General features: G+C 71.5%; 17 protein-coding genes and 1 pseudogene. 11 read left to right on the top strand and 7 right to left on the bottom strand.

Going from position 1 to position 21,654, the window contains the following annotated elements; genetic code table 11:
• Nucleotides 1-18: 18 nt before the first annotated feature.
• Complete coding sequence (locus ABZ406_RS13015; RefSeq protein ID WP_357759876.1) at nucleotides 19-1,164, bottom strand: hypothetical protein; 1,146 nt, start codon at nucleotides 1,162-1,164, stop codon at nucleotides 19-21.
• Nucleotides 1,165-1,385: 221 nt separating this feature from the next.
• Here ABZ406_RS13015 and ABZ406_RS13010 point away from each other — a divergent pair, with 221 nt between their 5' ends.
• From ABZ406_RS13010 to ABZ406_RS12995, 4 genes are all read left to right on the top strand, one after another.
• The gene (locus tag ABZ406_RS13010) at nucleotides 1,386-2,516 is read left to right on the top strand and encodes an N-acetylmuramoyl-L-alanine amidase (RefSeq protein WP_357759874.1); all 1,131 of its coding nucleotides are present in this window, start codon (nucleotides 1,386-1,388) and stop codon (nucleotides 2,514-2,516) included.
• A gap of 88 nt (nucleotides 2,517-2,604) precedes the next feature.
• Nucleotides 2,605-4,179, top strand: coding sequence for an FMN-binding glutamate synthase family protein (locus tag ABZ406_RS13005; protein WP_357759871.1), 1,575 nt, complete (start codon nucleotides 2,605-2,607; stop codon nucleotides 4,177-4,179).
• A 305-nt stretch (nucleotides 4,180-4,484) separates the two neighbouring features.
• Nucleotides 4,485-4,814, top strand: a complete 330-nt coding sequence (locus ABZ406_RS13000) for an N-acetyltransferase (protein WP_357759868.1) — start codon at nucleotides 4,485-4,487, stop codon at nucleotides 4,812-4,814.
• Nucleotides 4,811-5,407 carry a GNAT family N-acetyltransferase gene (locus tag ABZ406_RS12995; RefSeq protein WP_357759866.1) on the top strand — a complete coding sequence of 199 codons (597 nt, stop codon included), beginning with the start codon at nucleotides 4,811-4,813 and terminating at the stop codon, nucleotides 5,405-5,407. Before ABZ406_RS13000 ends, ABZ406_RS12995 begins: the two co-directional genes overlap by 4 nt.
• On the opposite strand, the gene ABZ406_RS12990 is transcribed toward ABZ406_RS12995, so the two are convergent.
• On the bottom strand, nucleotides 5,299-6,276 hold the full coding sequence (locus ABZ406_RS12990; protein ID WP_357759863.1) for a YafY family protein: 978 nt from the start codon (nucleotides 6,274-6,276) through the stop codon (nucleotides 5,299-5,301). The genes ABZ406_RS12995 and ABZ406_RS12990 overlap by 109 nt on opposite strands.
• 61 nt (nucleotides 6,277-6,337) lie before the next feature.
• Here ABZ406_RS12990 and ABZ406_RS12985 point away from each other — a divergent pair, with 61 nt between their 5' ends.
• The 4 genes from ABZ406_RS12985 to ABZ406_RS12970 all read left to right on the top strand — a co-directional run bounded on the left by ABZ406_RS12985 (nucleotide 6,338) and on the right by ABZ406_RS12970 (nucleotide 11,142).
• Nucleotides 6,338-6,808: a VOC family protein gene (locus ABZ406_RS12985; RefSeq protein ID WP_357759860.1), complete on the top strand. Its 471-nt coding sequence runs from the start codon at nucleotides 6,338-6,340 to the stop codon at nucleotides 6,806-6,808.
• Nucleotides 6,809-7,013: 205 nt separating this feature from the next.
• Nucleotides 7,014-7,379, top strand: coding sequence for a hypothetical protein (locus ABZ406_RS12980; RefSeq protein ID WP_357759858.1), 366 nt, complete (start codon nucleotides 7,014-7,016; stop codon nucleotides 7,377-7,379).
• Nucleotides 7,380-7,536: 157 nt separating this feature from the next.
• Nucleotides 7,537-8,019, top strand: a complete 483-nt coding sequence (locus ABZ406_RS12975) for a peptidoglycan-binding domain-containing protein (RefSeq protein WP_357759855.1) — start codon at nucleotides 7,537-7,539, stop codon at nucleotides 8,017-8,019.
• Nucleotides 8,020-8,319: 300 nt separating this feature from the next.
• Nucleotides 8,320-11,142 (top strand): BTAD domain-containing putative transcriptional regulator, encoded by a 2,823-nt coding sequence (locus tag ABZ406_RS12970; RefSeq protein WP_357759852.1) that lies wholly within the window; start codon nucleotides 8,320-8,322, stop codon nucleotides 11,140-11,142.
• A gap of 56 nt (nucleotides 11,143-11,198) precedes the next feature.
• On the opposite strand, the gene htpG is transcribed toward ABZ406_RS12970, so the two are convergent.
• The gene (gene htpG, locus ABZ406_RS12965) at nucleotides 11,199-13,127 is read right to left on the bottom strand and encodes a molecular chaperone HtpG (RefSeq protein ID WP_357759849.1); all 1,929 of its coding nucleotides are present in this window, start codon (nucleotides 13,125-13,127) and stop codon (nucleotides 11,199-11,201) included.
• Nucleotides 13,128-13,276: 149 nt separating this feature from the next.
• Here htpG and ABZ406_RS12960 point away from each other — a divergent pair, with 149 nt between their 5' ends.
• Nucleotides 13,277-13,975, top strand: coding sequence for an SDR family oxidoreductase (locus tag ABZ406_RS12960; protein WP_357759847.1), 699 nt, complete (start codon nucleotides 13,277-13,279; stop codon nucleotides 13,973-13,975).
• Nucleotides 13,976-14,038: 63 nt separating this feature from the next.
• Here ABZ406_RS12960 and ABZ406_RS12955 read toward each other — a convergent pair whose 3' ends face one another.
• Nucleotides 14,039-15,493, bottom strand: a complete 1,455-nt coding sequence (locus ABZ406_RS12955) for a M28 family peptidase (protein ID WP_357759844.1) — start codon at nucleotides 15,491-15,493, stop codon at nucleotides 14,039-14,041.
• A 202-nt stretch (nucleotides 15,494-15,695) separates the two neighbouring features.
• Between ABZ406_RS12955 and ABZ406_RS12950 the strand changes: the two genes are divergently transcribed.
• Entirely contained in the window at nucleotides 15,696-18,473 is a 2,778-nt protein-coding gene (locus ABZ406_RS12950; protein ID WP_357759842.1) for an ATP-binding protein, read from the top strand.
• Between the two features lie 14 nt (nucleotides 18,474-18,487).
• Here the strand turns inward: ABZ406_RS12950 and ABZ406_RS12945 are convergent, their stop codons facing one another.
• Both ABZ406_RS12945 and ABZ406_RS12940 read right to left on the bottom strand, forming a co-directional pair.
• On the bottom strand, nucleotides 18,488-19,252 hold the full coding sequence (locus ABZ406_RS12945) for a hypothetical protein (RefSeq protein WP_357759839.1): 765 nt from the start codon (nucleotides 19,250-19,252) through the stop codon (nucleotides 18,488-18,490).
• Nucleotides 19,249-19,749 carry a SigE family RNA polymerase sigma factor gene (locus ABZ406_RS12940; RefSeq protein WP_357759837.1) on the bottom strand — a complete coding sequence of 167 codons (501 nt, stop codon included), beginning with the start codon at nucleotides 19,747-19,749 and terminating at the stop codon, nucleotides 19,249-19,251. The genes ABZ406_RS12945 and ABZ406_RS12940 overlap by 4 nt, the downstream gene beginning before the upstream one ends.
• Nucleotides 19,750-19,887: 138 nt before the next feature.
• On the opposite strand from ABZ406_RS12940, the gene ABZ406_RS12935 reads away from it, so the two are divergent.
• On the top strand, nucleotides 19,888-20,718 hold the full coding sequence (locus tag ABZ406_RS12935; protein ID WP_357759834.1) for a DUF3152 domain-containing protein: 831 nt from the start codon (nucleotides 19,888-19,890) through the stop codon (nucleotides 20,716-20,718).
• 122 nt (nucleotides 20,719-20,840) lie between these two features.
• On the opposite strand, the pseudogene ABZ406_RS12930 reads toward ABZ406_RS12935, so the two are convergent.
• Nucleotides 20,841-21,419 (bottom strand): annotated as a pseudogene (locus tag ABZ406_RS12930) (snapalysin family zinc-dependent metalloprotease); the annotation flags it as partial.
• Between the last annotated feature and the right edge of the window lie 235 nt (nucleotides 21,420-21,654).

The raw sequence follows: 21,654 nt of genomic DNA, 5'->3' as shown, positions 1-21,654 counted from the left end.
CGCGCCGTACCGCTGGTGTCAGCGCCGGTCCACCGGCGGAATGACAGTGGTGGTCTCACCGTCGTCGCTGGTGCGCTGACCGGGCACCGCGCGGTCGGTGCCACCCGAGACCACCTGGGTCGCATCGGGGTCGACACTGTTCGCCTGCGTGACGTCCGAACCGGCCGAGCCGCTGACGATCTGGGTCGTGTCGTCGGTCGCCGAGGGCCGGACCGGCGTCGGCGACGTGTCGTCGTCGAGGGTGCCGCGGTCGACCACCTGGGTGGTGTCGGAGCTGACCGGGAAGTGGACGACCTGGGTGGCGTCCGGGTCGGCCGGCCGGGTCACCACCTGGGTGGCCTCCACGTCGGCCGGCCGGGTCACCACCTGGGTGGCCTCGGCGTCGGCGGGCTGGGTGACCACGTGGCTGGCCTGTGGTTCGCTGGTGGTGGTCGACCGGCGGGCCAGCTCGGCCTCGGCGTCGCGGCGACTTGCCCGGTACGCCTGGGCGTGCTCGGCGATCAGCTGCGACTCCTGCTCGGCACGGGTCAGCCACGACTCCCAGCGGTTCTGCATGGGACGGATCAGACCACCACCGACTCCGACGACGAGGATGCCACCGATCGTGGCCAGCACGGCGATCAGCACCGGCGTGGTGACCGCGGTGGCCACGCCGATCTGGTTCAACGCGGCGATCACACCGAGGCCGAGGATGAACACCGAGGCGATGGTGGCCAGCACCCGACCGTACGACAGACCACCGAGCGCGCCGCTGATGATGTCCTTCACCGCGTTGGCGATGGCGGCGGCGACCACGACGATGACGATCGCGACGAAGGCGCGGGGCAGCCATGAGATGACCGCGCCGAGCAGGTCGGAGATCGGGTTCGGCCCCCAGATGCCGAAGGCGAGCTGAAGGGTGAACAGCAGCACCGCGTAGTAGGCGAGCTTCGCGACGATGTCGCTGGCGTCGTACCGGGAGCGGCTCAGCGCGCGGCGGATGCCGCCGCGTTCGACGGCGCGGTCGAAGCCCACCCGTTCGAGGACCTTTTCCACGATCTTCAGTACGGCCTTGGCGATCAGCCATCCGGCCACCAGGATCGCCAGGAAGGCGACGGCCTTGGGCAGGAAGAGCATCACCGAGCGGAGAGCGTCGCCCACCGCGTCGCTGACGTTGTCACTCATCTGGTCATTCCTTAAGGGGCTGCCGGAACGGTCAGCCCCGGACCTACCCTCGACCCGCCGCGCGGAAACGCCGACCAGGCGGGGTCACCCTTCGGGCGGGTGCCCGTCGGGGGGTCGGGCGCCCCCTGGCGCGGGACGTGTCTTGGCAATATTCTCCGGAGTACGTGCGGCCACTGGAGCTACTTTTCATCCCCCCGCCGTCGGCCGCAGGAGGAGATGCAATGCACGTCGACCATTCCGAAGTGGATCGCCGGACGCTGCTGCGAGCCGGTCTCGGCGCCGCCACTGTCGCTGTCGTCGGGAGCGAACTCGCCTTCCCGGGTGCGGCGCAGGCCGCGCCGGGCACCGACCTGGACTGGATCATCAGCTGCGACGAGTGGGCAGCCCGCCCGCCGAAGGACCCGCTGTCGGTGAGTGCCATCGCCACCAACAAGATCATCGTGCACCACATGGCGTTCCCGAACGTCACCGACTACTCCCAGGAGCAGGCGGTCAAGCTGGCCCACGACTGCCAGGACCTGCACATGGACGGCAACGGCTGGTCGGACACCGGCCAGCACTTCACCGTCAGCCGCGGCGGCTACGTGCTGGAAGGCCGCCGGGGCAGCCTGGAACGACTGGAGGCCGGCGACCGGCAGATGATCTCGGCGCACTGCCCGGGTGAGAACGGCCGGGCCATCGGCATCGAGAACGAGGGCACCTACGTCACCGAGACGCCGCCGAAGGCGCTCACCGACTCGCTGGTGAAACTCTGCGTCGCCGTCTGCCGCCAGTACGGGCTGCACGCGTACGACATCTTCGGCCACTGGGACTTCCGCACCACCGAGTGTCCGGGCGCCGCTTTCTACAGTCAGTTCCCGGAGCTGCGGCGGCGGGTGCACGCCGCCCTGGGCACCGCGCTCGGTGACGTGCCGGCCCGTCGCTGGCCGGACCTGTGGCGCTTCGTCAACTCTCCCTCGGTCCGGGTGGTGCAGCACCTGCTCGCCTACCGGGGCTACCCGGTGACCGTCAGTGGCACGTTCGACGCCGCGACCGTCACGGCGGTGCAGGACTGGCAGGCCCGCAACGGCATCCCGGTGGACGTGGACGCCACCCTCACCACGCCGACCTGGGAGACCCTGGCCCCGGAACTGGACCAGCACGCCGCCGGAGCGCCGGTCACGGCCGTGCAGGAAATCCTCGCCACCAAGGGGTACGCGGTCACCGTCACCGGGGCGTACGACCACGACACCCGCAAGGCGGTGCAGGACCTCCAGGCCCTGCACGGGCTGCCCCGCAACGGCAAGCTCAGCACGAGCACGTGGTGCGCGGTGGTCGGCGGATCGGTGCGCGAGTCGTTCCGGCACCGCTGAGTCAGATGGTGGCGGTGCGGGGCGCACCCGCACCGCCGCCAGCCAGCTCACCGGTTTGATCCGCCGTCCGGGCGGAAAGAATCCGGGCATGACCTGGGCCCGTCGAGCCGTACCCGCTGTCGCCGCCGCCGTCGCGGCCCTCGCCGCGCGGGATCTGATCCAGCGCGACCACGCGCTGCTGCGCAACTTCCCGGTCCTGGGCCGCGCCCGCTACCTGCTGGAGAAGATCGGGCCGGAGCTTCGGCAGTACATCGTGGCCGGCAACGACGAGGAGCGGCCGTTCACCCGGGACCAGCGCCGCTGGGTGTACGCGTCGGCCAAGCAGGAGAACAACTACTTCGGTTTCGGTACGGACAACGACATCGAGTACACCCCCGGTTATCCGATCATCAAGCACCGCACGTTCGGTCGCGCCGTGCCACCGTCGTCGCCGACCGCCGGGCACGACGTGCGGTTGCCCTGCGCCAAGGTGCTCGGTGCGGCACGGGGTCGCGCCCGGGCGTTCCGGCCGGAGTCGGTCGTCAACATCTCCGGGATGAGCTTCGGTTCGCTCTCCGGCAACGCGATCACCGCGCTCAACAAGGGTGCGGCGCTCGCCGGCTGCCTGCAGAACACCGGCGAGGGCGGCCTGTCGCCGTACCACCGCAACGGCGGTGACCTGGTCTTCCAACTCGGCACCGCGTACTTCGGCTGCCGCGACGAGCACGGCCGGTTCAGCCTCGAACGGCTGAAGGACCTGGTCGCCGGCGCCCCGGTACGGGCACTGGAGGTCAAGCTGAGCCAGGGCGCCAAGCCGAGCCTCGGTGGGCTGCTGCCCGGGGCGAAGGTCTCCGCCGAGATCGCCGCCACCCGGGGCATCCCCGCCGGTCAGGACTGTGTCAGCCCGTCCCGGCACGCCGAGTTCTCCGACTGCGACAGCCTGCTGGACTGGGTGGAGTTGCTGGCCGCCGAGACGGGACTCCCGGTGGGCATCAAGTCGGCGGTCGGCGACCTCAGCTTCTGGCAGGAACTGGCCACCCTGATGCGGGACACCGGCCGAGGGGTGGACTTCGTGACGATCGACGGTGGCGAGGGCGGCACCGGCGCCGCGCCACTGATCTTCACCGACTCGGTGTCGCTCCCGTTCCAGCAGGGCTTCTCCCGGGTGTACAAGATCTTCGCCGAGCACGATCTGCACGAGCAGGTGGTATTCGTCGGCGGCGGCAAGCTCGGCCTGCCGGACAACGCCATCGTGGCGTTCGCGCTCGGCTGCGACATGGTGAACGTCGGCCGGGAGGCGATGCTGTCGATCGGCTGCATCCAGGCCCAGAAGTGCCACACCGACACCTGCCCCACCGGCGTCGCCACCCAGAACGCGTGGCTCGCCCGGGGCCTGGACCCGACGCTGAAGTCGGTCCGCGCGGCCAACTACCTGCGGACGCTGCGCCGCGACCTGACCAAGGTCGCCGAGGCCTGCGGCGTCGAACACCCCGGCCTGATCGGCACCGACGCCGTGGAGATCCTGGACGGCCGCACCGGCTCCACCCCACTGCACGAGGTGTACGGCTACCGGCCCGAATGGGGGCTTCCCTCGCCCGCCGACCGAGCGGAGATCATCCGGTTGATGACCCCGGAGGCGCCCCGGGGCGGTAGCGCCCCGCCCTCCGCCACCGCCGTCGGCTGAGATAACGCCCGGGTCTGCGGCACGGGCCAACGCGCGGACCGGGGAGGTCCCAGGCCCGTACCGCGGGGAAGTGCGTGATGACTGGAAGACATCCTGATGACTCACAGACATCACGCATTCCCCGCAGGGGCCGCCGGGTACAGGCACACCCGCCCGTCCGGCGCGCCCCGCCATGTCCGCGAAGGTCCACCCCCAGGCCATCACGCCCGCCGGCCGCCACGACTGCGAGGCACGACGAACGCCGGCAGACGGGGGCCCGCGACAAACGCGTGGAGCCGGCGACTCACCGCGTCTATGGTGGCGCGGTGCTGATCAGACGTGAAACACCCGCCGACGTCGACGCCATTCGGGCGGTGCACTCCGCAGCCTTCGCCACTGCCGACGGTGGCGGTGGCGCGCCGGTCGAGGCGACCCTCGTCGACGCGCTGCGCGTCGACGAGGGCTGGCTGCCCACGTACTCCCTGGTGGCGACCGATTCGGACGGCCAGGTGGTCGGGCACGTGGTGGCCACCCGCGGCCTGGTGGGCGGTGCGCCGGTGGCGTTGTGCCTGGGGCCGCTGGGCGTGCTGCCCGACTGGCAGCGGCGCGGCGTCGGCAGCGCGTTCCGCTACGCCGGCCCGTTCGACGACCTGTGATCCCACCGCGCATCCGCCGCCGCCGCGCCACCGACATCGACGGGTGCGTCGCGGCGCTCGCCGAGGTCCACCGGGTCGACAGGTACCCGCTGAACTGGCCCGCCGACCCGCACCGCTGGCTGCGCGAGCCGCACCCGGCGCGAGCCTGGGTCGCCGTCGACGCCGACGCCGTGATTGTCGGGCACGTCGCGGTGCAGCGGATCCCCGACCAGGTGGACGGACCGCCCGGCCGACCGAGGGCCGAGGTGGCTCGTCTCTTCGTGGCCCCGAGAGCCCGGGGGTTGGCGCTGGGCAGCACGCTGCTGGGTCGGGCCCGCCAGTGGGCGGACAAACGGGAAACAGACCTGGTGCTGGAGTTGGCCGCCGGTGGCACCGCGGCCGCTGCGCTGTATGAACGCGCGGGATGGCGGTGTGTCGGCACCAGCACGGCACCCTGGGTCGCCCCCGACGGCAGCCCGGTGTCGCTGCGTCACTACGTGCTGCATCACCGCGCGCCGGGCTCCGCCGTCGCCCCGGCCAGCACCGCGAGACGACGGGCGAGCCGGCCGGCGGCCTCGCGCAGCTCGGGAGGTTCCAGCACCTCCATGTCGTGATCGAGGCGAGCGAGGTGCGCGGCGAGCCAGTCCAGGTTGTCGCCGCCGACGACCAGCAGGCACCACCCGTCGCTGTCGTCCTCGACCCGGCCCACCTGGGGCGGGACCACCTCGCGCACCCGCTCGGCCGGCGCGTGCACCCGCACCCGGGCGAGGTACCGGTACGGCGCTCCGGTCACGGCCCGCTGCACGAAGGCGGCCGGCTCCGGGTGCTCACGCTCCGGGAAACGCCAGGTCGTCGCGACGACCGCCCGCATCCGGTCCAGCCGGAACGTCCGCCAGTCGTCGCGGTCGACGTCCCAGGCCATCAGGTACCAGCGGCGGCCGGTCGTGACCATCCGGATCGGCTCGACGGTCCGTTCCCGCTCCCCGGCGTTCCGGTCGGGGTAGTGGAATCGAACCCGTACTCCGTCTCGACAGGCCCGGGCGAGTGTCACCAGAACCTCCGCGTCGATCTCGGCGACCGGGCCGATGAGGGTGTCGGTGGAGCCGTGCACCGCCCGCACCTCGGCGCGCAGCCGCGACGGCATCACCTGGTCGAGCTTCGCGAGTGCCCGCAGCGCCGCCTCACCCGCCCCGGCGACGGTGCCCCCGGCCGCGAGCCGCAGCGACACCACGGTGGCGATCGCCTCCTCGTCATCCAGGGGCAGAGGCGGCAGCCGGGTGCCCGCTCCCAGGTGATAGCCACCGCCGACGCCCGACACCGCGTGCACGGGATAGCCGAGCGCCCGCAGCCGCTGCACGTCGCGGCGTACGCAACGGCCGGTGACCCCCAGCTCGGTGGCGAGTTCGGCGGCCGTCCAGGACAGTCGTCGTTGCAGCAGCGTCAGCAGGCGCAGCACCCGCTCGGTCGTCGCCTCGACTGTCACCCGCCGATCGTTTCACGAGTAGCGGAACGTTCCTGTCCGCTATCGAGGAGAGGCTGGGACCATGACCGACCAGCTCAGGAAGCAGGGACCCACAGTGACCCGCGACGTCCAGATCACGTTCGACTGCGCCGACCCCGCCGGGTTGGCCACCTTCTGGGCCGAGGCCCTCGGCTACCAGGTGCAGGCCCCGCCCGGCAACTTCGCGTCCTGGGACGAGGCATTGGAGGCGATGGGTGTACCGCCGGAGAACCGCAACGACGCGTCGGCGGTGGTCGATCCCGAGGGCTCACGACCACGGCTGTTCTTCCAGCGGGTGCCGGAGCACAAGCAGGTGAAGAACCGCGTCCACCTCGACGTCCGCGCGGCCCCCGGGCTGGAGGGCGACGAACGGATGACGGCCCTGGAGGCGGAGGCCGACCGGCTCGTCTCGCACGGGGCCAAGCGTCTGGGTCGGCACGAGCCCGCTCCCCCGCTCGGCGCCGGTCATCTCGTCATGGCCGACCCCGAGGGCAACGAGTTCTGCCTCGACTGATCGAACGTTCGCCCAGCTCACTGCCGTTCCAGCCGGACGTCGGTTCCGATCTGGACGCTGGTGCCGACGCGGTCCGCGACCGGTTCGGATCAGCGGCGCTCACCCGTGCGGTGTGCGACCAGAGACACATCACAGCAGGTCGGCGGTTTAGCCGGCGGCTGACGGGTGACCCTTGAGGGGTACAGCCTGACGAGGGGGGCCCACGATGTCCGACGACACGAGCAACCGACCGAGCCGCACCACCGAGCGCCCGCACGACGTGACCGACCCACTGCTGTGGCAGTTGGCGATCGACGTGCTGAGCGCCCACGAGCCGGACGACGAGGGCCACTGCCAGAACCTCCAGTGCGCCGGGCAGTCGTGGCCGTGCACGGCCCGCACCGGCGCCGAGCACTCACTGCGACTGGCCCGTAGCACGTCCCGCTCCACCGAGATGACAGTTGACGGCACCGACAGCGAGTACGCCGACACGGACGGGCGTCGTGGCGCCGCGGTACCCAATCCGCGCTGGGGCTGGAACGCCGGCCCGGTGACGTCGCACCGAGGGTCGAAGGCCGCCTCGGCGGCGTGATTCGACCCTCCTCCCGCGCCGCAGGGACACGAACGCTCGGCCGGTGATCCGGCCGAGCGTTCGCAATTGACGTTCGAGCAGGAATTCGTAGATCGATGGTCGCGATGCTTCAGGGCACACGGGGTCGCCCCCGGTAGCCCATCCTCTGGAGGAGAGCATGCCGATCCATCGAAGCAACCTCGGTCGCCGCAGCGCCGCCGCCATTCTCGCGACGGTGCTCGCCAGCGCCGGCCTGGCCCTGGCCGCGCCGACCGCCGCGCAGGCCGCCACCACCTGCACCAGCCTGACCTACTACAAGGTCGGTGGTTACCCGGGTGACATGCACGTGCCCACCGTCGGCTGGCAGGACGGCAACAAGACCTGCTACCTGAAGTACGGCAACTCCAACAGCGCCGTCAAGGTGTTGCAGGAGGCGCTGAACAACTGCTACTCCCAGTCCCTGCGGCTCGACGGCCAGTACGGCACCAACACCCGCAACGCGGTCCGGTACGCACAGGGCGTGATCAACGACACCTGGTCGTGGGCGAACATCGCCGAGGACGGCGAGTACGGCCCGCAGACCCGGGCGTGGATGGGCTTCGCGACCTTCGGGGTCAACGGTGGTCCGGTCATCCCGAACGTCTGCTACTACCCGGGCTGACCCGAGCGACGGCGCCGGTCGGAATCCCCCGTCGGATTCCGGCCGGCGCCGTCGTGGCGTCGCCGGTTCCCCTCCCGCACCGGAGACGCCGGCCCTCGGCAGAACCGTGTTTCGCACGTGCGTGACCTCTGGATCTGGTCATGACCGAGGCGGCAGTGAGTCGAGTTGCCGACATCGCATTGAGAGATGTCGTCGTGCCTACGATGATCTGCGCGGTAGGTCGATGGATTCCTGCCGGAACCTCAATCCGGTCGTGCCGGCCGGCTTGGCCGACCGGCGGCACGGGGGCGGCGGCGGTTCATGGAGATTCGGGTCCTCGGGCCAGTCGAGGTGTGGGCGGACGGCCAGCTGATCGACGCGGGAGCGGCCCGGCAACGCGCCGTCCTCGCCGCGCTGGCGGTCGACGTGGGCCGGCCGGTTCGCGTGGAGTCCCTCGTGGACCGGGTCTGGGGTGACTCCCCGCCGCCGCGGGTTCGGCACAACCTGCACGTATACCTCGCTCGGATCCGCCGGGTGCTGGCCGCCGCCGGGGCTCCGGACGCGCTGGTCCGCCGCTCCGGCGGGTACCTGCTGGACCTGCCGCCGGAGACGGTCGACGGCAGGCACTTCGACGCGCTGCGGCGGCGGGCCGAGGAGTTGGCCGAGGACGACCCGGAGCGGGCGGAGCTACTACGCCGGGCGATGGCTCTGTGGCGCGGCGAGCCGCTGGCCGGCCTGCCGGGTGAGTGGGCCGCCCGGATCCGGCAGGACTGGGACCGTCGGCACATCGACACGGTCGTCCAGTGGGCCCGCGGTCTGCTGCGCCGGGGTGAACCGGACGCCGTCATCGACCCGTTGACCCGGCTCGCCGACGACCACCCGCTCGACGAACGGGTCGCCGCCGCGTTGGTGCACGCGTTGGCGGCCGACGGACGGGGCGCCCAGGCGCTGGCGCACTACGCCCGCTTGCGGGAGCGGTTGGCCGACGCGCTCGGCGCGGACCCGAGCGCGGAACTTCGCCACCTGCACCAGGCCATCCTGCGCGGTGAGGTCAGCGCGCCGACGTCCCGCGCCGAGCCCACCCCGGCACCCGGCGTGGCCGGTCCCGTCGCGCGGCCCACCCCCACCCACCCGGTCCCGGCGCAGTTGCCCTCGGACGTTCGAGGCTTCGCGGGACGAGGGGCGGAGCTGGTCCGACTGGACGCCCTGCTGGCGAATGCCGAGGCGCATCCCGGCGCGGTGCCGGTGGCGGTGCTCTCCGGATTGGCCGGGGTGGGCAAGACGGCGCTGGCCGTGCACTGGGCGCACCGGGTGGTCGAGAGCTTCCCCGACGGGCAGCTCTACGCCAATCTGGAGGGCTACAGCCACAGCGGCGTGATGCGAAGCGCCGAGCAGGTGGTGCGCGGCTTTCTGACGGCGCTCGGTGTGTCGCCCCGGGAACTGCCGTTCGACCCGCAGGAGCAGACAGCGCTGTATCGCAGCCTGCTGGCCGGCCGACGGATGCTGGTGTTGCTGGACAACGCCCGCGACGCCGCGCAGGTCCGGCCGCTGTTACCCGGGTCCGCCCACTGCCTGGTGCTGGTGACGAGCCGGGACCGGCTGACCGGCCTGGTGGCCACCGAGGGTGCCGAGCCATTGGTGCTGGATCTTCTCACCGCCGGGGACGCGGCGGCGCTGCTGCACGCGCGGATCGGGGTGCGGGCCGAGAGAGAACGGGAGGCCGTCGGCGAGTTGGTCGGGCTGTGTGACCGGCTGCCGTTGGCGCTGGTCGTGGTGGCGGCCCGGGCGGCGGTCCGGCCGCAGCTCTCCCTGACGGAGCTGGGTGAGCAGTTGCGCACCGACGGAGGGCTGGACGGGCTGGACGCCGGCGACCACGCCAGCAGCGTGCGGACGGCGCTGTCCTGGTCGTACCGCCTGCTGACCGAGTCGACGGCCCGGCTCTTCCGGTTGGTCGGCGGCAGCACGGACGTGACGCTCAGTACGGCGGCCGGGGCCAGCCTCGTCGGCGTCGAGCGCCGCCAGGTCCGTACGGCGTTCGCCGAACTCGCCGACGCGCACCTGGTGCTCGAGCGTGGCCCGGACCGGTACGGGATGCACGACCTGCTGCGGGCCTTCGCTGCCGAACTCTCCGCTGAGCGGGACCCGACCGGCGACCGGGCCGCGGCGCGGGGTCGGCTCTTCGACCACTACCTGCACAGCGCGCACGCGGCTGCCGTGCTGCTGCACCCGCACTGGGATCCGATCGCGCTGCCGCCGGCCGTCAGCGGGGTCCGGGCGGAGAAGATCAGCGACCACGACGAGGCGGCGGCGTGGTTCACCCGGGAACGTGAGGTGCTCATCGCGCTCGTCGAGCGGTGCGCGGCGAGCGGGTTCGAACGGCACGCCTGGCAGCTGGCCTGGAGTTTGACCATTTTTCTGGACCGTCAGGGCGGCTGGCACGACCAGTTGGCGGTGCAGCGCACGGCGCTTGTCGCCGCGCGCCGCAGCGGCGACGCCGTCGGGCAGGCGCACGCGCACCGCAGTCTGGCCCGGGCCCAGGCCCGGCTGGGCCGGCTCGACGAGGCACCCGGTCAGCTCCAGCGTGCGCTGGAGCTGTTCCAGGGCCTCGACGACCTGGCCAACCAGGCGCACACCTGTCTGGACCTGGCCGAGATGGCCGACCGGCAGGGCCGGCGCGCGGAGGTGGTCAAGCACGCGGAGGTGGCCCTGGCGTTGTACCGGATGGCCGGGCACCGGTACGGGCAGGCGATGGCGTTGAACGCGATCGGTTGGTACCGCGCCCAACTGAGTGAGCACGACGCGGCGATCGAGGCGTGTCGGCAGGGCCTGGCGCTGTTGCGGGAGTTCGACGACCACCAGGGTGAGGCAGCGACCTGGGACACCCTCGGGTACGCCCAGCACCGCGCCGGGCGGCCGGCGGAGGCGGTGGGCTCGTACCGGCACGCGGTGGAGCTGTACCGGGAGTTCCGGGACCGGTACTACGAGGCGGACACGCTCGGGCACCTGGCCGAGGCGCAGGCGGAGGCCGGTGACGAGGCCGGGGCGGCCGAGAGCTGGCGGACCGCGTTGAGCCTTCTCGAGGACCTCGGGCACCCGGACGCGGAACGCATCCGTCGTCGGCTCACCAACAACGACGGACCGTGACGCGACCGGCCGGCGGGCCCGCTGCTCGGGCGGCCCGCCGGCCGGGGTTACGTCAGTTACAGGGTGCGCGCCAGCCGGTCGGCGAGCGTGCGGGTGAAGCGGGCCGGGTCGGTCAGCTCGCCACCCTCGGCGAGCACCGCCAGACCGTAGAGCAGCTCCGCGGTCTCGGTCAGGGCGGTGGTGTCGCCGCCCTGCTCGTGGGCCTTGCGCAGGCCGGACACGAGCGGGTGACCGGGGTTGATCTCCAGGATCCGCTTGGTCGCCGGGATCTCGTGCCCCATCGCCCGGTACATCTTCTCCAGGGTCGGGGTCAGGTCGTGGGCGTCGCCGACGACGCAGGCCGGTGAGGTGGTCAACCGGGACGACAGGCGAACCTCCCGGACGCTGTCGGTGAGGGTGGTCCCCAGCCAGTCGAGCAGCCCGGCGAACTCCTGTCGTTGCTGCTCGCGCTCGGCCTCGGCCTGCTGCTTCTCCTCGTCGGTGTCCAGGTCGATCTCACCCTTGGCGATCGACCGCAGCGGACGACCGTCGTACGTGCCGACGCGCTCGACCCACACCTCGTCGACCTGGTCGGTGAGGAGCAGCACCTCGTGCCCCTTGGCCCGGAACGCCTCCAGGTGCGGGGAGTTCTCGATGGCCGCCCGGGACTCGCCGGTGGCGTACCAGATGTCGCTCTGGCCGTCCTTCATCCGCGACACGTAGCCGGCCAGGTCGGTGGGTTCGGCCGGGTCGTTCGTGGAGGCCACCGACAGGATCTCCAACAGGGTGTCCCGGTTGTCGGTGTCGTCGATGAGCCCTTCCTTGACCACAGCGCCGAACTCGGTCCAGAAGGTGCGGTAGCGCTCGGCGTGGTTGGCCTTGAGGTCCTTGACCGTGGCGAGGACCTTCTTGACCAGGCGGCGACGGACGATCTGGATCTGCCGGTCCTGCTGGAGGATCTCCCGGGAGATGTTCAGCGACAGGTCGTGCGCGTCGACCACACCCTTGACGAAGCGCAGGTAGGTCGGGACCAGCGCCTCGCAGTCGTCCATGATGAAGACGCGCTTGACGTAGAGCTGCACACCCCGGCGGCCCTGCGGGGAGAACAGGTCCAGTGGGGCGTGGCTTGGCAGGAACAGCAGCGCCTCGTACTCGAAGGTGCCCTCGCCCTTCATGTGCACGACTTCGAGCGGGTCGGCCCAGTCGTGGCTGACGTGCTTGTAGAACTCGTTGTACTCGGCGGCGTCGACCTCGTCGCGGGACCGCGCCCAGAGCGCCTTCATCGAGTTGAGGGTCTGCACCTCGCTCGTCGCGGGCTCGCCCTCGGCGCCGGCACGTTCGACAGTCATCCGGATCGGCCAGGCGATGAAGTCGGAGTAGCGCTTGACGATGTCGCGGACGGTCCACTCGGCGGTGTAGTCGTGCAGGTTGTCCTCGGTGTCGGCCGGCTTGAGGTGCAGGGTCACAGTGGTCCCCTGCGGTGCCTCGTCGACCGCCTCGATCGAGTACGTGCCCTCGCCGGTGGACTCCCAGCGGGTGCCGCCGGTCTCGCCGGCCTTGCGGGTCAGCAGGGTGACCCGGTCGGCGACCATGAACGCGGCGTAGAAGCCGACGCCGAACTGGCCGATGAGATCCTGCTTGGCGTGGGCGTCGGCGGACTCGCGCAGCTGACGCAGCAGCTCGGCGGTGCCCGACTTGGCGATCGTGCCGATGAGCTGGACGACCTCGTCGCGGGTCATTCCGATGCCGTTGTCCCGAACGGTGAGGGTGCGGGCGTCCCGGTCGATCTCGAGGGCCACGTGCAGGTCGTCGGTGTCGGCGACGAGGTCCTTGTCGACGAGGGTGGCCAGCCGGAGCTTGTCCAGTGCGTCGGACGCGTTCGAGATGAGTTCCCGCAGGAAGACGTCCTTGTTCGAATAGATCGAGTGGACCACCAACTGGAGGAGCTGACGCGCCTCGGCCTGGAACTCCAACGTTTCGGCCTGGTTGCTCACACCGTCTCCCATCTCGGCTCGTACGGAGGTTCGCAGAAAGGATACGAGTCGTCACCGATCCGGCTGTGGCCGCGTCCGGGTCGTATTCCCGATCTGCCGGCCCACCTCGGTGACATAGCTGACTTTGCCTAACAGAAGTCAGCTCGGATAGCGTGACGGCCATGAAGATCGCAGGAAGCACCGCACTCGTCACCGGCGCCAACCGTGGCCTCGGCCGACACCTGGCCGCCGAACTCCTCGCCCGGGGCGCCACCGTCTACGCCGGCGCCCGCAACCCCGACAGCGTCGACCTGCCCGGCGTGACGCCGGTGCGCCTCGACATCACCGACCCCGCCTCGGTGGCCGCCGCCGCGAAGCTGGCCGGCGACGTGAACCTCCTGATCAACAACGCCGGCATCGACACCCGGACCGACCTCCTCGACGGCGACCTGGACCTCGTCCGACTGGAGCTGGAGACCCACTACATCGGCACCCTGTCGACAGTCCGGGCGTTCGCTCCGGTCATCGCCGGCAACGGCGGCGGAACGATCCTCAACGTGCTCTCCGTGCTGTCCTGGTTCGGCTCCCCGACCCATGGTGCGTACAGCGTCGCCAAGTCCGCAGAGTGGGCGATGACGAACGTGCTGCGCGTCCAACTCGCCGACCGGGGCGTCCGGGTCTCCGGCCTGCACGTCGGCTACCTGGACACCGACATGGCCGCCGACGTCACCGGCCCGAAGTCCGACCCGGCGGCGATCGCCACGATCGGCGTGGACGGCATCGAGGCCGACGCGTACGAGATCCTCGCCGACGAGACCAGCCGCCAGGTGCAGGCCGGGCTGGCCGGGGGCGTCGCCGCGCTCTACCCCCAGCTCCCCTGACCCACGACGCGACGAGCCGCCGCCGGACACCACCGGCGGCGGCTCACCCACAGGGGTACGGGGTCAGCTGGCCTGCAACGTCACGTCGTCGACCACGAAGCTGGTCTGCAACGACGAGTCCTCGGTGCCGGTGAACCGCAGCGTCACCGTCTGCCCGGCGAACCCGGCGACGTTGAAGCTGCGCTGGACGTAGCCCGAGGCGGCGTTCAGGTTCGAGTACGTCGCTAGCGTTGTCGAACCCAGCTGCACGGTGAGTCGGTCGTACGCCGTCGAGCTGGTGGTCTCGGCGGTGTCGATGTGCAGCCAGAACGACAGCGTGTACGTGGCACAGCCGGCCGGCACTGTCACCGACTGGTACACGCTCTCGGTGCGGGTGGTGCCGTTGCCGCCCAGCCACGCCTTGTACGACCCGGTCCGGGCCGGTTGGCTGCTGGAACTGGTGATCACGCCGGAGGTCGCGGTCCACGGCGTGCTGCCGCTCTCGAAGCCTCCGTTTCCGACCACCTGACCGCCCGTGCAGGACGGGGTGCCCCCGCCGACGGCGAGCTGCCAGAGGGCGTACGCGACACCGTCGGCCGCCCGGTTCAGCACCGTGGCACTGACGTTGGCGGTGGTGTCACAGGACCGGTGGTAACACGGGTCGTACGCGGAGTTCGCGGTGCCGCCCCACTTGGCCGCCTGGGAGCTGGTCTTGCGGGCGCTCGCGCCGGCCGCGTAGCCCGAGGTGGGGATGCCGGCCTGCTGGAAGTAGTAGTCGTCGGAGCGGCCCTGACCCTCGACGTTCTCCTCCGGTTGCAGGCCCAACGAGTCCCAGTACGCCTTCAGCGGCGCTGCGGTGGTCGAGCTGACCCGGTTGATGAAGTATCCGGCGTTGGTCGAACCGACCATGTCGAAGTTGTAGTAGCCCTTGATGTAGCCGCGCTGGGTGGAGGTGAGCGAGTTGACGTAGAACCGGGAGCCGTTGAGCCCCTGCTCCTCGTCGGTCCACCAGGCGAACCGCACCCGCTTGGTCACCGTCGGGTTCTGCGCGGCCAGGACCAGCGCGTTCTCCAGCAGGGTCGACGAGCCGGTGGCGTTGTCGTTGATGCCCGGACCGGCCGAGACGCCGTCCAGGTGCGCGCCGAACATGACCACCTGGTCGGCCGGGCCGCCGGGCCACTCGGCGATGAGGTTGTTCGAGGGGTACGTGCAGCTGGAGCAGTACTGCTCGGTGACTGTGTAGCCGGCCGCCTGGAGCCTGGTCTTGACGTAGTTGAGCGAGGCGGTGTAGCCGGCGGAGCCGGCCCGTCGGTTGCCACCGTTGCTTGTGGCGATGGCGTTGAACTGGGTCAGGTGCGCCTGGACATTCGTGACGGAGATGTCCGGTGCGGCCAACGCGGCGGCGGTCGCGGCGATCGGCCGGGTCACCGCCGTCGTCGCGGTCGACTGTGACGCGGTCGCCGGCTGGGTGGCCAGCGTCACCGTCATCCCGGCGAACACGGCAAGCGCGATTCCCGCGCTCAGCGTTCTGCCTCTCATGGGGGCTCCTCGGGGTTGGAGAGATACCCGAGAGACTTACAGATATCTATTTCATGAGCATCGGTCGTTCGTCCCGAACCGTCGCCGGTTCGACGGTGGGTACCGGCGTCGGCACAGGTGAGTAGAGGTGTCAGGATGGGTAGGTAACACGGCAGGGGTCGTCGGGCCCGGATCGGGGGCTTGCCATGGGGTCGGATCGAGCGTGACGCGACCCAGCACCGACCTGTTCCTCGGCGGCGGCGACACCGGGCGGTTGATGGCACAGCTGGACTGGGCCGGCACCCCCCTCGGCCCGGTCGGCGGCTGGCCGCAGAGCCTGCGGGCCGCCGTCCGGATGGTGCTCTCCTCGCGGTACCCCATGCTGCTGCTCTGGGGCGACAGCTACTCCCAGCTCTACAACGACGCGTACTCCGCGCTGATCGGCGACAAGCACCCCGCGGCGCTCGGCGGCGACGTACGGGTGACCCTGGCCGAGGGCTGGGACGTGCTCGCCCCGCTGATCGAGCAGGCCATGGCGACCGGGGTGGCCAGTTGGGTGCCGGCGCTGCAACTGCTTCTCGAACGGGCCGGCTACCGCGAGGAGGCGTACTTCAGCGTCTCGCACGCCCCCGCCCGCGACGACGACGGCCGCACCGTCGGCGTGCTGACGGTGTGCAGCGAGGTCACCGAGCAGGTGGTCGGCGAACGCCGGCTCCGTCTGCTGCGCGACCTGTCGGTGCTCGGCGACGGACGCACCGTCGACATGGACGCCACCAGCGCTCGGCTGATCGACGTGATCGGCGGCCACCCCCTGGACGTGCCGTTCGCCGCCATCTACCTGCGCGACGGCACCACACTGCGGCTGGTCGCCCGCACCGGCGGAAACCGGGAGCACGAAACGGCCCTGCCCAGCGCCGTCGAGCTGACCGACCCGACCCCACCCGCGTACGCCTGGGGGCTGGCGGACGCCGCCGAGGGCCAGGCGACGGACGTCACCGACGTCACCGACCGGCTGCCGCTGCCCGCCGGCCCGTGGGACGACCCGGTCCGCACCGCGTTGGCGCTGCCACTGCCCTCCGCCGACGAGGATCAGCCGCTCGGCGTCCTGCTCGCCGGGGTCAGCCCCAGCAGAGGGCTCGACGAGGCCTACCGCTCCTTCCACCAACTGCTCGCCCAGCAGATCTCCGTGGCGTTGCGCAACGCCCACGAGTACGAGGAGGAGCGGCGCCGGGTCGAGGCGATGGCGGAACTGGACCGGGTCAAGACCGACTTCTTCGCCAACGTCAGCCACGAGTTCCGTACCCCGTTGACCCTGATCCTCGGCCCGCTGACCGACGCCCTCACCGACGCCGGCGCGCCGCTGGCGGCGGTGCAGCGGGAGCGGGTGGAGACCGCCTGGCGTAACGCCACCCGACTGTTGACACTCGTCAACAGCCTGCTCACCTTCTCCAGCCTGGAGGCCGGGCGCGCGCGCAGCGACGCCCGGGTGGTCGACCTGGCCGCGCTGACCGCCGAACTCGCCGGGGTGTTCCGGGCCGCCGTCGAGCGGGCCGGGCTGACGCTCGAGGTGAACTGCCCACCGCTGCCCCGGCCGGTCTCGGTCGACCCGGTCAACTGGGAACGCATCGTCACGAACCTCCTCTCCAACGCGCTGAAGTACACGTTCATCGGCCGGATCCGGGTCACCCTCGACGCCGATGACGAGGAGGTGCGCCTCACCGTCGCGGACACCGGCATCGGCATCGCGGAACGGGACCTGCCGAAGCTCTTCGAACGCTTCCACCGGGTGCCGGGCGGCCGCTCGCGCAGCCACGAGGGCACTGGCATCGGGCTGGCCCTGGTGCAAGAGTTGGCCCGGCTCGAGGGCGGCGACGTGCGAGTGACGAGCCAGGTGGGCGTCGGTAGCAGGTTCACCGTGACGCTGCCCTGGTCGGCGGCACACCGCAGCGCGGTCACCGGGCCGGCAATGAACGGGCGGGGTGACGCGGCCCGCGCCGCCGTCGAGGAGGCCATGGGCTGGCTGACCGAGACGGGCGACGCGGTGACCGAGCCCGATCCCGCGTCCGGGTCGGCCACGGACGAGCTGCGCGGGGCCCGCATCCTGCTCGCCGACGACAACGCCGACATGCGGGCCTATCTCACCCGACTGCTTGCCGGGCAGGGCTGGCGGGTCCGGGCCGTCACCGACGGTCGGCAGGCCCTCGACGAGATCCACCGCGACCCGCCCGACCTGGTCCTGACCGACGTGATGATGCCGGTACTGGACGGCTTCGACCTTCTGCGCCGTCTCCGCGCCGACCCGGCGACCCGAGGGCTGCCGGTGCTGGTGCTCTCCGCCCGGGCGGGCGGGGAGGCGAGCGTGGAGGGCCTGGGCCTGGGCGCCGACGACTACCTCGTGAAACCGTTCGCCGCCACCGAGTTGATCGCCCGGATCCGGGCCGGCATCCGCCGCGTCCGCGACCGGACCCCCGCTGCCGCAGCCGGCGGCGACCCGGCGACTGTCGCCGGCGCGACGCCGTCGCCCCGCCCCGCCCCGATCGGCGCCGTTCCGCAGGCCCCGGTGGTCGACACCGTTCCCGACGCGTCAGTGGTCGTGGCAGTTCCCGCCGACCCGGACGGGCTCGGTGAGGCGCTGGACGTCGGGTGGACGTACCCGTCCGCGCCCACCTCCGCCGCCGCCATGCGGCAGGACGTCCGAGGGGCGCTGGGCAACCTGGCCGTCGACCCGGACGTGCTGGAGGATCTCCTGCTCGCCGCCTCCGAGGCCATGAACAACGCCGTCGAGCACGCGCAGCAGCCCAGCCGTCCGGAGGTGCGGGTGCGCGTCCAGGTGGGTGGCGGGCTGGTCCGGATCTCAGTACGGGACTTCGGCACCTGGCGGGACCGCCGGCCGGCGATGGACCGGGGACGCGGCGCGCTGCTGATGAACGCCTACGGTGACGTGCGGCTGGTCTCCACCGCCGAGGGGACGACGGTGACCATCGAGCGTCGACTGGTCTGAGCCTCCGCCGCGCGTCAGAGTAGGCGGCCGTCGCCGTCGCGGGCGATGATGCCGTCCAGCCGCTCCCCCGGGGTGAGCCGCGCCGGGTCGAACCAGAAGATCACCACCTGCTTGTCGGCACTCCATCGCGCCACCCGGGCGTCGACCTGCCGACCGTCGACGGTGCCGATGATCCGGTTGGCGGGGCCGACGAAGTAGCCGAAGGTGGGCACCGGCGCGGCAGCACCGGTGCCCTCGTCGTAGCCGATCTGGTGGAACCCGGCCCTGCGGTCGCTGCCCATCACGTCGTTCACCAGAAAATCCGTCGTCAACGCGCCGTCCGGAGCCTGGCGACCGGCCGCCAGCCCGATGGTCACCTTGGGTTCGCCGGGCACCGACACCGGGACGAAGTAGTAGACCCGCCGATCGGTGCCGTGCCGCACCCCGGTGTCGACGATCTGGCCCATCGGCTTCGGCGGTGGCTCGTCCCGAGCCATCGTCGGCAGTGGTGTGGGCTCCAGCGACTGTCCCGCCCACGGTGAGACACCGACCGACGGCGGAGCGACGGCGACCGGCGGCGGTTGCTCGGCCGGCACCGGATCGCCAGGGCCGGGCGCGCCGACCGCCACCACCACGACCACGGCGGCCAGGCCGGTCGCCAGCGTCGCCGCCCCGGCTCCGGCGACACGTCGACGGGTACGCAACCGACGTCCCTCGCGCATCACGGCGGCCAGGTCGAGCACGGTGTCGGGGCGCTCGGTCTCCCGCATCGCGTGGCGGAGCCGGTCCAGCTCGCTCATCGGCGCGCCTCCTCGTCGGCCGTGCGGTGGGTGACGCCGCGCAACTTCTCCAGCGCTCGTGAGCTGGTGCTCTTGACAGTGCCGACGGACACGGCGAGTTCCCGGGCCACCTGCGCCTCCGGCAGGTCGAAGTAGTAGCGCAGGACGACTATCGCGCGTTCCCGAGGGTTGAGCGCACCAAGGATGGTGATCAACCAGCGCCGGGTGGCCACCTCGTCGGCCACGTCGCCCCGCCGCTGCTCCGGCACGTCGGCGCTCGGGTACTCGCGCATCGGCCGCCGCCACCCGTCGATCAGGTGGTTCACGAGCGTGCGGCGGGCGTACCCGTAGGCGTCGTCGTCCTGGATCCGCGACCACGAGGCGTAGGTCCGGACCAGGGCGGTCTGCGCGGCGTCCTCGGCCTGGTGGTGGTCGCCGGTCATCAGGTACGCGGCGTGCACGAGTCGCGCGGACGCAGCCCGCGCGAACTCGACGAATTCCGCATCCCCCCGCGCCACCGCGTACCCCTCCCGTGCCACAGAGCTACCGACGGGCGGGGCCGGCAAAAGGTTGAGCGGTGGGTCACATCAACTTTTCGCCACTGTCACCCGTCTTCTCCTCCGCGCCGCCGCCCAGCGACGCGCGAGGGGAGAGACATGTCGACGAAGGCTACCCGCCGCTGGGGTACCGCCTCGGTGGCGTCGCTGCTGGTGGTGGCACTGCTCACCGGGTGCGGCCTGCCGGCCGCCGGGCAACCCGCCACCGACCCGGTCGCCGCCGACCCGCTGCCCGGCGCGGCGGTGTCAGCTACCGCTCGGCCGACGGCTACCACCGAGGTCCGGCCCGACACCCCGCCCGTCATCCCGGTCAGCTACCCCGCCAGAGGCGGGAACAGCTGGTCGGTCGCTCCCGCCGAGACCACGCCCGGACGCGCGACGAACGGTCGATTGCTGCGCTACCGGGTCGCCGTGGAGCGCGACATCAGGGGTCTGCCGGCGATAGACATCGCCACGGCGATCACCACGACCCTCAACGACCCACGTGGGTGGACGGCGGGCGGGGCGTGGCGGCTGCGCCGGGTCGGTGCCGGCGAACCGACCGACTTCACCATCTACCTGGCGACCCCCGGCACCCGCGACGCCCTCTGCCAGGACGTGCCGGACGCCTACACCTCGTGCCGCAACGGTGGACGGGTGGTGCTCAACGTGGCGCGATGGGTCAAGGGGGTCCCGGGTTACGGCACGAGCCTGGACACCTACCGGCAGTACATGGTCAACCACGAGGTGGGGCACAAGCTCGGGTACGGCCACGAGCGGTGCCCCGGCCGGGGTCGGGCGGCACCGGTGATGCAGCAGCAGACGCTGGGCCTGCACGGCTGCACCACTAACGCGTGGCCGTACCCGAAGGGCAAGACCCGCTACAGCGGGCCGGTCGGGGCGTACGACGACGGAATCCCCCGGCGTGAGGGCGCCTACTCGGCAGCCTGAGACCGCCGGCGGGGGGCGGAGGTCGCCTGTCGCGCGTCCTCCGCCCACGGCATCCGAGCTGGTCAGACGGGCAGGCCACCGACCTGGGTGCTGATCCAGAAGCGGATCGACGGCAGGTCGACGTCGGTGGCCGGTCGGCCGCCGACCACCGTCGGGCCGATGTCCGAGGCGCCGTTCCACGTGTACGTCGTACTGGCGGGCGCGGCCAGGGTGCCGGCGAACAGCGAGTTCACCCGGCTCGCCTCGGTGGCGCTGGGGTTCGCGTTGCGGCAGGAGACGGGTGCGCTGCTGCCGGACATCAGGTCGGTGCAGAGGCCGGTGCGCCGGTCGGGCAGGCCCAGGATGTGACCGAGTTCGTGGGCGGCGATGCGGTTGCGGTCGTACCCCTGGTTGACAGCGGTGCGGCCCATCCAGATCCGGCCCGAGCCGAGGCCTGTCGGTTGCGCGCGGGGCCAGCCGTCGTCGACGTAGATGGTGATGCTGGCCGGGGTGCCGGCCAGGAGTCGGACGTTGCTGACCCGACTGTTCCAGATCTGCGCCGCCTGGTCGAAGTTGGTGCGGAACTCGCCGGTCCGGCTCGCGTCGTAGTAGACGGTGCGGACGGCGGCGGCCGGCGTGCCGGTGGCGAGCTGCATCCCGGTTGCCGCCAGGGCCGCCACCAGCATGGCCATCGCCGCACGTCTCAGTTGTCGTCGGAACATCGGGTACTCCCCTACGCTCGTCCGGCGACCACCGGCCGCCGGTCATCGATGTATGCCGATGTTAATGTGACGGCTTTCGATGTTCGGCATAGCGGAAGCGTCATACCGGCGACCGCGATCTCCGGCTCGCCCCGATCCGACCGGCCCAACCCACCTGCTGTTACTCGGCGGTTACGTCTCGGCGAAGTGCCTGTGCCGGGGCCGGGCGACGGTGGCGGCAGAGGGTCACCGGCAG

It is taken from the genome of Micromonospora sp. NPDC005710, assembly GCF_040630995.1.
In the GTDB taxonomy this organism is placed as follows: Bacteria; Actinomycetota; Actinomycetes; order Mycobacteriales; family Micromonosporaceae; genus Micromonospora.
The sequence above is the reverse complement of the archived record's forward strand: the minus strand, read 5'-3'. Positions and strand labels throughout refer to the sequence as shown.